This is a genomic window from Paenibacillus soyae (genome assembly GCF_024623455.1).
GTDB classification, from domain to species: Bacteria; Bacillota; Bacilli; order Paenibacillales; family Paenibacillaceae; genus Pristimantibacillus; species Pristimantibacillus soyae.
Genome location: NZ_JANIPJ010000033.1, coordinates 19634 through 34835 on the forward strand (window position 1 = coordinate 19634; position 15202 = coordinate 34835).

Below are 15202 nucleotides of genomic sequence, written 5' to 3' on the forward strand. Positions count from 1 at the left end.
GCTTTTCAGGGAGCCTATTCGACGTCGAATATCGAATTCAGCCGGAACTTCCGGTGCTCACGTAGCTATCACTACGCTCCGCTCCTCATTTCCTAGCTTCATCCGATCTTCTCGGTGCTGAAAACTGGTTTTTTTGAACTTTATTTAAAAGCAAGAGGGAGGCAGGACCATGAATATTAGGGCGAAGACGAATGTGATCGGTTGGTCCTTTATCGCCATATCGGTCGTCATGATCTGCGCGTTTTATTTTTACCCGATGATTCAAGCGCTCATCATGTCGTTCCAGTCGGGTACGGGGACGAATTTGTCGTTCACCGGATTCGATAACTACAAGAGGCTGATATCGGACGCTACATTTATTACCGCGCTCAAGAACACGTTTATTTACCTGATTATCCAAGTGCCGATCATGATCATTCTGGCGATGTTCATCTCGGTGCTGCTCAACGATAAAAACCTGAAGCTGAAGGGCTTTTTCCGTACGGCCATTTTCCTTCCGGCCGTGACGTCGCTTGTCGCGTATTCGGTTATTTTCAAATACTTGTTCGGGCCGGACGGCCTCATCAACACGATGCTGCTTAAGCTGCATCTGATCTCCGCCCCTATCGAGTGGATCACCGATCCGTTCTGGGCCAAAATCACGATCATAATCGCCATCACCTGGCGTTGGACGGGGTACAACATGATCTTCTATCTGTCGGCCCTGCAAAATATAGACAGCTCCATCTACGAAGCGGCGCGCATCGACGGAGCGTCCGCGTTCCGCCAGTTCACGAGCATCACGGTGCCGCTGCTGAAGCCGATCATTCTGTTCACGTCGATCACGTCGACGATCGGCACGCTGCAGCTGTTCGACGAGGTCATGAACATTACGAAGGGCGGACCGGGCAACGCCACGATGACGCTGTCGCAGTATATTTACAACCTGTCGTTCAAATACACGCCGGACTTCGGCTATGCCGCGACCGTATCGTACGGCATCGTTATTCTGATCGTCATCTTCTCGATCCTACAGTTCAAATTGGCAGGTGATAAGAATGGGTAAGCTGAAACGCGTGTTCATGTATCTCTTCCTCAGCATCGCGGCGATCGTGTCGATCTTCCCGTTCCTGTGGATGATCGTCAGCTCCACCAACCGATCCATCGACGTCACGCAAGGCAAGCTGCTGCCTGGTCCTTATTTGGGCGAAAACCTGAAAAAAGTATTCGATACGGTCGATATCGTGCCGGCCTTGCTGAATTCCGCCAAAATTTCGATAACGACAACGATTCTGGCGCTGTTGATCTCATCGCTGGCCGGCTACGGCTTCGAAATTTTCCGCAGCAAAGCGAAGGATGTCGTGTTCACTATTTTGCTGCTCTCGATGATGATTCCGTTCGCGGCGCTGATGGTGCCGCTGTACCGGATGTTCGGATCGATTTCGCAGACGGCGCCGTTCTTCGGCATTGATACGATCTCCTCTGTCATCCTGCCGACGGTGACGACGGCGTTCCTGATTTTCTTCTTCCGCCAGAGCACGAAGATGTTTCCGAAGGATATGCTGGAGGCGGGCCGCATCGACGGCTTGACCGAGCTTGGCGTATTCTTCCGCATTTACGTGCCTACGATGAAGACAACGTACGCCGCGGCTGCGATCATTACGTTCATGTCCAGCTGGAACAACTACCTGTGGCCGCTCGTCGTGCTGCAATCGCCGGAGAAGCGTACGATTCCGCTTCTGATTTCGAACCTCGGCTCCAGCTACTCGCCGGATTACGGCGTGATCATGACGGTTATTCTAATTGCGACCTTACCGACCGCGATTGTGTTCTTCTTAATGCAGAAGCATTTCGTAGCGGGCATGACGGGTTCGGTGAAATAAAAGTTAAACTGAAGCTTATAACAAAATTGCTGCGCAAGAGTAATGATCTTCCGATCGCTGTTGTTCGCGGATTACTTGAATAAGTTGTTTATGGCTGTAATCCGCGAACAAAGGCGAACGCTGGCGCTTCTCCAGATTCATTACTCTTGCTCCGCTTCTTCGTTTTTAGTTCTCAAGTTCAACTTATATAAAAATTGGAGGGGATAAGTGGTGGAAAGAGTAACGAAGCCCTGCCTCGAGTGGCTGAGCGATCCGGCCGTGTTCGCGGTGAACCGTCTACCGGCGCATTCGGATCACGCGTATTACGCCAACCGAGACGAAGCGATGTCACGCGCGGCGATGACGATGAGGCACAGCCTAAACGGCGCGTGGAAGTTTATGTACGCGCCGAATCCGGCTTCGCGGGCGGCGGATTTCTATAAACCGGAGTTCGGCGTGTCCGGCTGGGACGATATTGAGGTGCCGGGCCATATTCAAATTCAAGGCTACGGCCAGATGCAGTACGTGAACACGATGTATCCGTGGGACGGTCATGAGCTGCTGCGGCCGCCGGCCATATCCGAAACGGATAATCCGGTCGGGAGCTACGTGAAGGAATTCGAGGTGCCGGCATCTATGACTGGCAAACCGCTGTTTATTTCCTTCCAAGGCGTGGAGACTGCTTTCTATGTGTGGCTGAATGGCGAGTTCGTCGGTTACGGGGAGGACAGCTTCACGCCGTCCGAATTCGAGCTGACGCCGTTCGTCCGCGAAGGCGCGAACAAGCTCGCGGTCGAAGTGTACCAGCGAAGCACGGGTGCTTGGCTGGAGGATCAAGATTTTTGGCGGTTCTCGGGTATTTTCCGCGATGTCTATCTCTACACCGTGCCGGAGGTGCATGTGTATGACGTGCATGTGAAGGCGGAGGTGGATGCTTCGCTCAAGAACGGAACATTGTCGGCTGCGCTCACGTTCCGTGAAGCTCCTCCAGCCGGCTCGTGCGTAATCATGACGGTGAAGGATGCTGCCGGCGGAGAGGCGGCTTCCGCGGCTCTGGATTTGGACGGCACGCTGCAGCCTACGTTGTCCGCCCAGGTCGGGGACCCTTCGCTGTGGAGCGCGGAGGATCCGTACCTATACGAGGTGTTGATCGAGGTGATGGACGCGAACGGGCTTCTGGTGGAGGCGATCCCGCAGCGAGTCGGCTTCCGCCGCTTCGAGATGAAGAATAAGATCATGACGCTGAACGGCCAGCGGGTCGTCTTCAAGGGCGTGAACCGGCATGAATTCAATCCGCGCCGGGGACGCGCCATTACGAAGGAAGACATGCTGTGGGATATTAAGACGCTCAAGCAGAACAACATGAACGCGGTTCGCACGTCGCATTATCCGAATCAAAGTCTGTGGTACGAGCTTTGCGACCTGTACGGCGTGTACGTCATTGACGAGATGAACCTCGAGACGCACGGCTCCTGGCAGAAGATGGGCGCGGTTGAGCCATCTTGGAATATTCCAGGCAGCAAGCCGGAGTGGCAGGATATCGTGATGGACCGGGCGATCTCGATGTACGAGCGGGACAAGAACCATCCGTCCATTCTCATCTGGTCTCTCGGCAATGAATCCTATGTAGGCGACGTGCTGGTGAACGTGGCCCGTTACTTCCGTTCGGTAGATGACGGACGTCTCGTCCATTACGAAGGCGTATTCTACGACCGCGCCTTCACGGAAGCGAGCGATATGGAGAGTCGCATGTACGCGAAGCCGCAGGATATCAAGGAATACCTGGATAATGATCCGCCGAAGCCGTATATCAGCTGCGAGTACATGCACGCCATGGGCAATTCGCTTGGCGGCATGAAGAAGTATACGGATCTGGAGCGGGAGTACCCGATGTACCAGGGCGGCTTCATCTGGGACTACATCGACCAGTCTGTCTACAAGAAGGATCGGTATGGCAAGGAATACCTCGCGTATGGCGGCGACTTTGGCGACCGGCCGACGGACTACGGCTTCTGCACGAACGGAATCGTCTATGCGGACCGCAGAGTATCGCCGAAGATGCAGGAGGTCAAGTTCCTGTACCAGAACGTGAAGCTGACGGTTGACCGGAACGGTGTGAACGTACGCAACGAAAACTTGTTCGTCGACACGTCGGCGTATGAGCTGGTATGCACGTTGTACGTAGACGGTCGCGAGCTGGAGAGCGTCGTTATGGAAGCGATCGTGGCTCCGCTTGCGGAGCAGCGCTTCCCGGTGAAGCTGGGCGATCCGCAGCTTGAGGCGGGCGAATATGTGCTTGAGGCTTCGTATCGGCTGAAGGAGAGCGCGCTCTGGGCGGAGAAAGGCTTCGAAGTTGCATTCGGCCAGCATGTATTCCGCGTGACGGGCGAGGCGACGGTGGAAGCCGAAGGAGTGGGCCGCGAGCTGAAGGTCGTGCACGGCGACGTGAACATCGGCGTCCATGGCCGCGACTTCAGCGCGATGTTCTCCAAGCAGGCGATGAGCCTGATCTCGCTGCGCTACGGCGGACGCGAGATGATCGCGGCTCCCCCCGTGCCGCTGTTCTGGCGGGCGACGACGGACAATGACCGCGGCTTCGCGCAAGGCTTTACTTCGGGTGCTTGGTTCGCCGCAAGCCTGGCGCGCAAGGGCGTGGTGGCTGAAGTGACGGAGGAAGCGGGCAGCGTTACCGTTGCTTACCGCTACACGTTCTCGATTAACGCGGAGACGGAGACGGTCATCTCCTATACCGTGCGAGCCGACGGCAGCATTCGCGTGCAGTCGAACTATAAAGGCGCGGCGGGCTTGCCGCAAATGCCGATCTTCGCCGTTTCCTTCAAGGTGCCGGCGGATTACGACCGCCTCGACTGGTACGCGCACGGTCCGGAGGAGAACTACGCCGACCGCGCGAACGGCGCAAGACTGTGCCGCTTCGAGGGAACCGTCGCAGGCCAAGTGTCGGACTACGCGATGCCTCAGGAATCGGGCAACCGGACCGGGGTTCGCCGCGTCAGCGTGACGGACGCGCTTGGCAAGGGCATCCGCATCGTAGCCGACGGAGAGCCGGTCGAATGCAATTTCTCGCCGTACACGGCGTTCGAGCTTGAAGCCGCTCAGCACGTCTACGAGCTGCCGCCGGTTCACTACACCGTCGTCACCGTAGCGGGACGCCAGATGGGCGTCGGCGGCGACGACAGCTGGGGCGCTCCGGTGCACGATGAGTTCACCATCCCGGCGGACGAGGATATGGCGTTCTCGTTCGTGATCGAGCGGGCATAATCTTCACGGCACGGAAAACGGATAAAGGCTATCCCTCGCTGGTTCGGCGATGGGATAGCCTTTTTTGTTGGTTTTTGCGGTCTTAGGTGTGGTGTGTGGGTGAGGCAGGAACTTCATCCGCTGCAGGAACCGCTGGTAAAATGATGCGGATTTGCGGCAATTCCCCGCCAGTACATTAATCTATTAAAAAGGCCCCGTACAAGGGCGGCAGAAGCTAACGGAACGGAGAGACGTTATTTAGCGAAGAAATAAGCTTTTGGAGGAGCTAGCGGAACGGAGCGCCCTTATTACTCCCGATTTGAATAGATTCACCTTTGAAACAGGCTAATAACGGCGCTCAGTTCCGTTACCGCCAAAAAAATACGGTTATACGCGAAATAAGGGCGCTCAGTTCCGTTGCGGTCACAGATGGAGACTGGCGGACATGGCTTGCCCGGCGGCGCCCGATTGAAGCCGAAGCATCCGAATGATATAAAAAACGAAAAGAGGTACCGCCTCCTCCACAGTGAGGGGATGTACCTCTCTTTCGATAAGAGCCTTATGTTCGCGTTGCGTCAAAACTGCCCGTTCGCGAGCATCCGATCGCGCGCGGTCGCAAGCGCGTCCTTGACGATGCGTTTGGCCTCGTCCTCCTTGCCTTCGGACAGCGCCCGGAAGATGCTGCGGTTCAGCTCGTTGGCAGAATAATGCTTCACGTACGGCGTGTTCATGTAATTCAGGTAGGCCGCCATCGATATTTTGTCCACGTAGCCTTCCATAACCGCAAGCATCGCCTGATTCTGGATCGAAGAGACGACCGCTTTGATGAAGAGCATCGAGTGCTTGATATAGGACAAATAGTCGTCCGCCTGCTCCGCTTGAAGCTGCTTATCCAGAATGTCCTCCAGACGCGCCAGATTGAGCTGGATTCCTCTCTCCCGGATGACGTCCAGCGTATAGACCAGCATGGCCATGGTCGCTTCGTACATATCGAGGAATTCCTTCCCCAGTATTTCCTTCACGAGCACGCCCCGGTTTTTGAGCGATACGACGAGGCCCTCCGACTCCAGATGGGTGATCGCGTTGCGCACCGGCGTGCGGCTCATCTTCAGCTCGTCCGCAATCTCGTTCTCCGAGATCAATGTGCCCGGCAGCAGCCTTCCTTCTATTATTCTTTCCTTCAAAATCGTATATGCCGTCGATACCAAAGATTGAGAGGCCATTTATCTCTATTCCTTTCGTTCGTTCCGCGTAACCGCCATCGGTTTAACTTCATCTTAACAGTCGGACTTTCCGCCGCGCAAGTCATAATTCCCCTTCACAAACTCTCAAAATCGCGCAAACACTCTATTTACATTCAACTTGTATTCTAGTTGCGTACCAGGTAAACTCAAACCCATTAGGAGGCTGTACCGTGCTTAAAATGTGGAGGAAAAACAAGTGGAAAATGGCTTTGCTACTAACGGCTGTCATGGCGATGCTTGCGGGATGCGGCAATAACGCGAATACCGGCAACGGGGGCAATACGGCGAGCGGGGGAAGCTCCGGTAACGATCAGGCGGCGGAAGCCTCGGTATCGTCGGAATGGCCGGAGGTGCTTCGAATCGGCAGCCTGCCGATGGAGGATGGCGAAATGAGCCGCACCGCGGACCAATTCGCGAAGGATCTTGGCGAATACCTCGGCATCGAAGTGGAGACGTTCGAAGGCGAAGACTACAACATGATGATAGAAGCGATGCGCTCGAAAAAAATAGATCTGACTACATACGGACCGTTCGGCTATATTATCGCGGTGGAGAGAAGCAACGCGAAGCTGCTGGCCGCGATGAACAACGGCCCGGGCTCGGAAGGCACCAGCGTCATTATCGTGCCGAAGGATTCTCCGGCTCAGACGGTAGAGGACTTAAAAGGAAAGAACTTCCTCTTCGCGGATCCGGCTTCGACGACGGGCCACCTGTATCCGCGCGCTACACTAATGAAGCTTCTTGATTTGAAAAATGACGAGATTCCGGAATACTTCAGCAACGTCTCCTTCTCCGGCGGCCATGACAAATCGCTGCTGGCTATCGCGAACGGCGACGCGGACGGCGCGGCGACATGCAGCCAATGCATCGAGATGATCGCCGGCGCGGGTCTGATCAAGGCGGAGGACGTGCGCATCATCGCGGAATCGGATCCGATACCGGGCGGCGGAGCGCTTGCTTACCGCGGCGACCTGCCGCAAGATCTCGTGGACAAAATGCGCGAGTTCGCGCTTAGCTACGCGGAGAAAAATCCGGCTTACTTCGAAGGCATGGGCGCCAAAGGCTTCTTCCCTGCGGAGGATTCCGACTTCGACGGCGTGCGCGAGATAGCGGACATGCTGGAGATGTCTCCGGAAGAGATGCTGAGCCAATAATCAGAGGCATTCACGAACCATAAAAGAAGCGGGAGGACGAGGAAACATGGCATTGCTGCAGGTAGAAGGCTTGAAGAAGGTGTATGCGGACGGAACGGTAGGGCTCTCCGGCATTGATTTCGAGGTGAAGGCCGGCGAATTCATCGCGGTGATCGGGCCGAGCGGAGCGGGGAAGAGCACGCTGCTGAGATGTCTGAACCAGATGGTGGAGCCGACGGGAGGGAGCATTGTCTTCCAGGGCGCGCAGACGATCGGTTCGGGCAGGCGCAAGCTCCGGAATATCCGCCGGGAAATGAGCATGATCTTCCAGGGCTTCAATCTGTTCGAGCGCGTGTCCGTGCTGACCAACGTCCTCCACGGCAGACTGGGCTACATGAGCAGCTGGCGGGGAGCCCTTGGATTATTCCTGAAGGACGATGTGGCGGAAGCCAGACGACTGCTGGAACGCGTCGGGCTTCGCGAGCAGATGCATAAGCGGGCCGACGAGCTTAGCGGCGGTCAGCAGCAGCGTGTAGGCATTGCCAGGGCGCTGGCGCAGAAGCCGAAGCTCATATTGGCCGACGAGCCGATCGCGAGTCTCGATCCGGCCGCCTCCGAGACGGTGATGAGCAGCCTGCACCGCTTCTGCTCCGAGGACGGCATCGCCTGCCTGTGCAATCTGCATCAGGTGGATATGGCCAAGAAGTACGCGTCCCGCATCATCGGCATTCATAAAGGCCAGAAGGTGTTCGACGGCACGCCGGATGAGTTGACGGACGAGATGATTCGGTTGATCTACAACCAGAAGCCGGCCGAAGCACAGGAGCTCGCCGAGACGGATATGGCGCGGAAGGAGACGGCGTAACTCATGAGCGCGGAACAGCTTGAGAGAATGAAGCGCACGAAACGGGATCAGCTCATTCTTGTTTTGGTTTTGATCGTCGGCTTATCGGTCTGGTCGGCGTTCGGCACGAGCTTCAGCCTGCCGGCCTTGTGGGGAGGCTTCGGTGACGGGGCGCGGTTCCTGTTCGTCGATCTGATGCCGCCGGATATATCGGGTCTGCCCGATCTGATCGGGCCGGCGCTCGATACGATCTATATGAGCTTCGTAGCCATGTTCATCGGCTCGATCATCGCGGGGGCGCTGTCGATCTTCGCCGCGGCGACCACATCGCCGCATCCCGTCCTGCAGGTGGCGCTGCGCGCGTTCTCCGCGATGTTCCGGAACATCCCGGTCATCATCTGGACGATACTGCTGGTGGCGTCATTCGGTCTCGGCAATTTGGTCGGTACCTTGTCCTTGTTAATCGTCTCCATCGGCATGCTGGTTCGCTGCTTTGCGGAGTCGCTCGAGGAGATCGACATGGGACAGGTCGAGGCGCTCCGCGCGGCGGGGGCCAGCTATTGGCAGGTCATCGGGCAGGCGGTGCTCCCGCAATTTCTGCCTAGCTTTATCGGCTGGTCGCTTTATAATCTGGAGATTAACGTAAGAGCGTCCACGATCGTCGGCATGGTAGGCGGCGGCGGGCTCGGGTTTGCGATTCAGTCCGGCATCAAGCTGTTTCAATACAAGGATGTAAGCATGGCGGTTATTCTGGTGCTGGTCATCGTGCTGGCGACGGAGATGCTGACGAACCGGATCAGGAGGAGGATCATCTAGATGGCGAACAGGTTGGAAAATGCAGCATCGCTCATAACGTTGGAGGCTAAGCTCTCCGAAACGCCGAAAGCAAACCGCAATCACGGTCTTCGCTGGTACGCTTTGTTCGCCGTCGTCTTCTTCGTCTTCAGTCTCATCCAGCTGAATCTGGATTACGCCCGTCTGCTGTCGGGAGCGGAGAAGTTCGCGAAGACGGTCTCCCTCATGTTCCCGCCCGACGCGTCGCAATGGAAGCATGTGCTGGCCGCGGCGGTCGAATCGATTCAGGTGGCGATTCTGGGTACGGTGCTTTCGATCATCATCTCCTTCTTCCTCGCTTTTCTGGCGGCCGACAACACGACGCCTCATAAGACGGTGGGCTGGCTGGTTCGCAGCGCGGCTTCCCTGCTGCGAGCGATCCCGACGCTCATCTGGGCGCTCATCTTCATCGTGGCCGTCGGCATGGGTCCGCTTCCCGGCGTGCTGGCCATTACGGTTGGCGCGGCGGGGAGCCTCGTGAAGGTATTCGCCCAGTCGCTTGAAGAAGTAGATGAAGGAGTCATCGAGGCGCTTCGTTCGACGGGCGCAAGCTGGCTGCAGATCATTCTTCAAGGCGTCCTGCCTTGCGCGCTGTCCGCGCTGCTCGCTTGGTGCGTCATGCGGTTCGAAGGCGATCTGGCCGAATCGACCATTCTGGGCGCCGTCGGAGCGGGTGGCATCGGCTTCGAGCTGTCCCACGCGATGCGCAGCTACAGGTTCGATCAGGCATTGTTTGTCGGCTTTGTCATATTCATTATGGTATTCAGCGTGGAGATCGTATCCAACCGGCTGAAGCTGCGCATGCGGAAACGGGCGTGACTGAATAGGAATGCCGCCACTATATTTGAAGGAGAGACGAATATGAACGTACAAGAACAAGCCTGGGGAACTGAGGAGCTGGGCATTCAGACCGTGAAGCTGGAGAGATTGGGCGGAGAACAGCTTCGGCTGTCCTGGCACCCGCCCGTTACGGTGGGCAAAGCGACGATTTATCGCAGCGATTCTCCGTATTTAATAGAAGAAGATGCGCATTTAATCGCGGTCGTCACGCAAGCGCGCGAATTGACGTTCGCGGATCCGAAGCCGTATGTCCGCGGTTACTTCTTCGTCAAATTCGAGGACGGGAGAAGCGTCAGGGTAGCGGAGCGTGTCGTGCCTCTGAAGGGGGCGTTGAATTTCCGCGACATGGGCGGTTACCGGGCTGGCGACGGGCGTTCCGTCAAGTGGGGCAAGCTGTTCAGGTCCGCGGACTTGTCGCGCTTGACCGAGGAAGATCTTGCTTACCTGGCTTCGCTCCAGCTGGCATGGATCTGCGATCTCCGCTCCGACGCGGAGCTTGCGGTCAGCCCGAGTCCGCCGATCGGCTCGGCGGTGAACGAGCAGTTGAGCTTCCTCGCTTCGGCCAATCCGGAGGAGATGATGTCCGCGCAGAGCTTGACGGTCGACATACTGGCGCACATGAACCGGGGCATGGTCGGCAATACGGCGCTGACGGCGGAGTACTTCCGAAGGCTGCTGCAGCGCGAGGGCGCGCCGACCCTATTCCACTGCGCGGCGGGCAAGGATCGCACGGGCTTTATTGCATCCGTCGTCCTGCAGGCGCTTGGCGTGGACCGGGACACGATCCTGGAGGATTACGCGATGACGAACGACTTCTCGGAGCGGTTCAGGTCGGCGATGATCGGCAGCGCGCAGGCCGAACAGCATTCCGCGATGCTCGCCAAGCTGCCTTCCGAAGTGATCGAAGCGCTTATGGCGGCTAAGCCCGCATATTTGGCCGCTTCCTTCGAGGAGATCGACGCTCGCTACGGCAGCTTCGAAGGGTATTGGCGGCAGGGGCTGGGCCTTAGCGCGGAAGAGTTGGAGCTGTTGCGCGGTTATTATCTGGAATAGTGACCTTATGAAGCCTAGAGGAAGAGGCATGCTTGATGCATGACTCTTCTTTTTTGCCCGCGTGCGCCTTTTCGTCCGCGGTTACCTCTCCCTTTCGCATGCGCTTCGCGGTAAGGGATATAATGGAGGGTAGAAAGGGGCGAGGTTATGTCGCGCATCTATTCATTTCCGCCTGTGGCGGATGAGCGTTCCCGGGTGTTGATCGCGGGGACGGCGCCGAGCGTGAAATCGCTCGAGCACGGGCAGTTCTACGGACATCCGCAAAACTTTTTTTGGCGGGTCATCTATGGGTTGTTCCAAGAGCGCGAGGAAGGGCAAGAGGATTATCCTCCTCCGGATCCCATCTACGAGAACCGCATCCGGTTCATTAGGGAGAATCGGCTGGCGCTGTGGGACGTCATCGAATCATGCGAGCGGGAAGGAAGCTTGGACGTGAACATCAAGGGGGAAGTACCGAATGATTTTCCCGGCTTGCTGACCAAGTTCCCCGGCATTCGCTGTATCGCCTTTAATGGAAGCAAAGCGTACGACACGTTCCGCCGGGCGTTCGGCAAGCATCCGGTGTTCGAGGGAATCGCGCTGCTCAAGCTGCCGTCCACGAGCCCGATCCCGACGAAGCATATGCGAAACCTGGAGGATCGGATCGAAGCGTGGCGCAAGATCGTTCCTTATGCGACTGGGGATTGACGGCGGCTCCGGCTAGGGCGCAGAGTCCGTCTCTATCACTCCTGCTCCTATGCGCTCGTCGCCGCGGCCCCGCATTCCGCCGTTGAAATTGCGGGGTTTCCTGTATATAGTAGTAACATACGAATGAAAGACATGCGGGAGCGAAGCAATGAACGACAGCGGCAAGGCCATTATTATGATAGAAAGCAAAGCGGACGGAGAGAAGAGCACCCATAAACACAAAGGCGAGTGGTTCCGCAAGGAGCGTTCGCTATACATCCGGTACGCGGAGAGCGAGAGCACGCGAGCCATAGTGCGCTATTCGCCCGGCGAGCTCTTCCTTAAGCGGAGCGGCGGCGTTCAGTCGGAGCAGCTCTTTGTCCCGGGACAGACGAGGATCGGCACCTATCGGTCGGCTCTCACGACGTTCGAGCTGGAGACGAGAACGAAGTCGCTGTCGCTGCAGGCCAAGGCGCGCGGCGATGCGGGAGCGGCGCTTCCGTCGATGCCGCCGTTCACGCTGGATTGGCGGTATGAGCTGTACGTAAGCGAGCAATTATCGGGGCGGTTCCACATCCGCCTCCATTTACAGGAGGATCATGAAGCATGAGTTCGAATGGGAATGTACTGGACAATTTGTATGAGCAAGTGAAGTCGGCGATCGCGGACGCAGCCGTTGCGGCCGGTCTGGCGGCGAGGGAGGAGCTGCCGGTTTTCGTGCTGGAGGTGCCGAAGGACAAGTCACATGGCGATCTGGCGACAAACGCGGCGATGCAGCTGACGAAGCTGGCGAAGAAGAATCCCCGCCAAATCGCGGAGGCGATTATCGCGAATCTTGACAAGAAGGGCGCTTCGATTCAGTCCGCGGAGATCGCGGGACCGGGCTTCATTAATTTCCGGATGGATAAGAGCTATCTGTATCCGATCGTGCGCCAGGCGCTGGATGCGGGAGAGGACTACGGACGCGTGACCGCAGGAGAAGGCAAGCGCGTGCAGGTCGAGTTCGTTAGCGCGAATCCGACAGGCAGCCTGCATCTGGGCCATGCCAGGGGAGCCGCTGTAGGCGATTCGCTCTGCAATGTGCTCGATTTCGCGGGATACGAAGTGACGCGCGAGTATTATATTAACGACGCCGGCAAGCAGGTAGAGAATCTGGCGTTGTCCCTGGAGGCTCGTTATCGCCAGGCGCTCGGCCAAGAAGCCGGGATGCCGGAGGACGGCTATTACGGCGAGGACATTATCGGCTTCGCCAAAGGGCTTGCGGAAGAGCAGGGCGACAAGCTGCTTAGCCTCTCGGACGAAGAGCGGTTTGCGTACTTCCGCAGCTTCGGCCTGGAGAAGGAGCTGGAGAAGATCAAGCGCGACCTGAACCGGTTCCGCGTCGGCTTCGACGTCTGGTACAGCGAGACGTCCCTCTACGAGAGCGGCCAAGTCGAGCAAGGGCTCGAAGCGCTCAAGGCTTCCGGCCATGTCTACGAGGAAGAGGGTGCCACGTGGCTCTCGACGGTGCCGTTCGGCGACGACAAGAACCGCGTCCTCGTGAAGAACGACGGGTCGTACACGTACCTGACGCCGGACATCGCCTATCACCGCGATAAGTTCGCGAGAGGCTTCGACCGGATGATCAACATCTGGGGCGCCGACCACCACGGCTACATTCCGCGCGTGAAAGCGGCAATGGCCGCGCTCGGCAACGATCCCGAGAAGCTGACGGTGCTGATCGCCCAGATGGTCAGCCTGTTCCAGAACGGCGAGAAGATGAAGATGTCCAAGCGGACGGGCAAAGCGGTGACGATGGAGGACTTGATGGACGAGGTCGGCGTCGACGCGATCCGTTATTTCTTCTCCATGAGAAGCATGGATTCGCATCTCGATTTCGACATGGACCTTGCGATCTCGACGTCGAACGAGAACCCGGTCTTTTACGTGCAATACGCTCATGCGCGTATTTGCAGCATCTACAGACAAGCGGAAGAGCAGGGTATCGCAATTCCCGACATCGCATCGGTAAACTTCGGCAAGCTGAACACCGAAGCGGAATTCGATCTCATCCGCAAGGTCGGCGAGCTGCCGCAGGAGGTGGCCGAGGCCGCAGCGCAATACGCGCCGCACCGGCTGATCCGCTACGTCTACGAGCTGTCCGCGGAGCTTCACAGCTATTACCGTGCGGAACGCGTCATCACCGAAGACGCGGAGCAGACGGCCGCAAGGCTTGCGCTGCTCGGAGCGGTTCGCGTCGCCATCGCGAACGTGCTGCGACTGGTCGGCGTATCGGCGCCGGAGCGTATGTAGGCATTCCGCCGAATAGAACAATGCGGGCCGTCCCCACGAGGGGAGGCCCGCATTTTTTTATGGGAGTGGCGTGTCGATAAACACCGGAATCTTCGCTCTCATGGAATTTTCGAACACGTAGCTGGAATGCTCGCCTTGAGCGGTAACCGGCAGCTTCAAGCGGGCCCAGTACTCGCCCGGCGGAACGACAACGCCCTTGTCGTTCTTTTGGTCCCATTGAACAGCGGTGACGACGCCTCCCAATTGGCGAACGAGTTCCCCGGCGAACGGTTTGGTTCGAATCGTCCGGATCGGAATCGTCTTATCATCCTTCAGCTGAATGATCTCGATATCGAAGGAAACGGGCTTAACAATAGAGATGGTGTTTTCTTCATCCAGGTTAATCAGATTCACGTTAAGCTCGAACGGCACGTTTTTTGGATTCGAGACATCGCCTCCCAGCGTCGCGACAAGAGGGTAGCCCTGGACGCCGCCGGCGCCATGCAGATTGCCGTAAGACTGGAAGAACGTCCAGTCGGTTTTGTCGACGACCCGCGCTTCGAGCTTATAGCCATCGACCGGCTTCATGTAGGGGAAGGCGGCCTCAAAGGAAGCGATGTCTCCTCCTACCGATTGCGATACCTTCTGATTCAACAGCCGCAGCGGTTCGGTTACTCCTGCTTCTTTGCCGTCCCGATCGAGAATCGCAAGCACGATATCTTTGTTCTGCGGGATGCTTCTCGTAAATTTGATCGTTCCCGAGATAGACGAAGGATCGCCTTCCTCTGCGAATTTGACATCCAGGTGCCCCATGCGAACATACCCGTCTTTGTCTTGAAGCTCTAGATCCCGGTCGTCTGCCAGATAAATATCGACCATCTTGCCGCCGTTTTCTTCTTCTTTGTAGTGGACGTCTCCGCCTACCTTCTCGGTGAATGCGCGAAGCGGGACGTACAGCTGCCCTTTGTAATTCAAAGCGATGGTGTTATCCGAGCTTAAATCATTCGTTTCGCCATGTACATGAAAGCTGACGTTGATCGAGCTGATCAACGCTTTGATCTCATTGGACGCGAACGCTGCGGCGCCGGCTACAAAGAACGCGGATGCGCAAAGAAATCCCAATACAAACTTTTTCATGCTACCCCTCCGATATGTAGAAATCGTATAAATTTACATATGAAGTAAACGCAGAGAGGGGGTTCTTTGTTGCGGCTCGAA

13 protein-coding genes are annotated in these 15202 nt (G+C 57.1%); 11 read left to right on the plus strand and 2 right to left on the minus strand.

Annotated features, from left to right (window positions below; genetic code table 11):
• Positions 1-169 precede the first annotated feature (169 nt).
• From NQZ67_RS28185 to lacZ, 3 genes are all read left to right on the plus strand, one after another.
• On the plus strand, positions 170-1045 hold the full coding sequence (locus NQZ67_RS28185; RefSeq protein ID WP_257452541.1) for a carbohydrate ABC transporter permease: 876 nt from the start codon (positions 170-172) through the stop codon (positions 1043-1045).
• Positions 1038-1862 (plus strand): carbohydrate ABC transporter permease, encoded by an 825-nt coding sequence (locus NQZ67_RS28190; protein ID WP_257452544.1) that lies wholly within the window; start codon positions 1038-1040, stop codon positions 1860-1862. The genes NQZ67_RS28185 and NQZ67_RS28190 overlap by 8 nt, the downstream gene beginning before the upstream one ends.
• A 207-nt stretch (positions 1863-2069) precedes the next feature.
• Positions 2070-5120, plus strand: a complete 3051-nt coding sequence (gene lacZ, locus NQZ67_RS28195; protein WP_257452547.1) for a beta-galactosidase, LacZ type — start codon at positions 2070-2072, stop codon at positions 5118-5120.
• A 554-nt stretch (positions 5121-5674) separates the two neighbouring features.
• Here lacZ and NQZ67_RS28200 read toward each other — a convergent pair.
• Entirely contained in the window at positions 5675-6322 is a 648-nt protein-coding gene (locus NQZ67_RS28200) for a GntR family transcriptional regulator (protein ID WP_257452550.1), read from the minus strand.
• A gap of 200 nt (positions 6323-6522) precedes the next feature.
• On the opposite strand from NQZ67_RS28200, the gene NQZ67_RS28205 reads away from it, so the two are divergent.
• The 8 genes from NQZ67_RS28205 to argS all read left to right on the plus strand — a co-directional run bounded on the left by NQZ67_RS28205 (position 6523) and on the right by argS (position 14005).
• Complete coding sequence (locus NQZ67_RS28205; protein ID WP_257452609.1) at positions 6523-7497, plus strand: phosphate/phosphite/phosphonate ABC transporter substrate-binding protein; 975 nt, start codon at positions 6523-6525, stop codon at positions 7495-7497.
• A 46-nt stretch (positions 7498-7543) separates the two neighbouring features.
• A complete protein-coding gene (gene phnC / locus NQZ67_RS28210; RefSeq protein ID WP_257452552.1) occupies positions 7544-8341 on the plus strand; it encodes a phosphonate ABC transporter ATP-binding protein in 798 nt (265 codons plus the stop codon).
• A gap of 3 nt (positions 8342-8344) precedes the next feature.
• A complete protein-coding gene (phnE, locus tag NQZ67_RS28215; protein ID WP_257452556.1) occupies positions 8345-9136 on the plus strand; it encodes a phosphonate ABC transporter, permease protein PhnE in 792 nt (263 codons plus the stop codon).
• On the plus strand, positions 9137-9973 hold the full coding sequence (phnE, locus tag NQZ67_RS28220; RefSeq protein WP_257452559.1) for a phosphonate ABC transporter, permease protein PhnE: 837 nt from the start codon (positions 9137-9139) through the stop codon (positions 9971-9973).
• 42 nt (positions 9974-10015) lie between these two features.
• Positions 10016-11047 carry a tyrosine-protein phosphatase gene (locus NQZ67_RS28225; RefSeq protein WP_257452563.1) on the plus strand — a complete coding sequence of 344 codons (1032 nt, stop codon included), beginning with the start codon at positions 10016-10018 and terminating at the stop codon, positions 11045-11047.
• A 147-nt stretch (positions 11048-11194) separates the two neighbouring features.
• Complete coding sequence (locus tag NQZ67_RS28230) at positions 11195-11734, plus strand: DNA-deoxyinosine glycosylase (RefSeq protein WP_257452566.1); 540 nt, start codon at positions 11195-11197, stop codon at positions 11732-11734.
• A 148-nt stretch (positions 11735-11882) separates the two neighbouring features.
• Positions 11883-12323, plus strand: a complete 441-nt coding sequence (locus NQZ67_RS28235) for a YwiB family protein (RefSeq protein WP_257452569.1) — start codon at positions 11883-11885, stop codon at positions 12321-12323.
• Positions 12320-14005, plus strand: coding sequence for an arginine--tRNA ligase (gene argS / locus NQZ67_RS28240; RefSeq protein ID WP_257452571.1), 1686 nt, complete (start codon positions 12320-12322; stop codon positions 14003-14005). The genes NQZ67_RS28235 and argS overlap by 4 nt, the downstream gene beginning before the upstream one ends.
• A gap of 57 nt (positions 14006-14062) precedes the next feature.
• On the opposite strand, the gene NQZ67_RS28245 is transcribed toward argS, so the two are convergent.
• Positions 14063-15121 (minus strand): flagellar hook assembly protein FlgD, encoded by a 1059-nt coding sequence (locus NQZ67_RS28245; RefSeq protein WP_257452574.1) that lies wholly within the window; start codon positions 15119-15121, stop codon positions 14063-14065.
• Positions 15122-15202 lie beyond the last annotated feature (81 nt).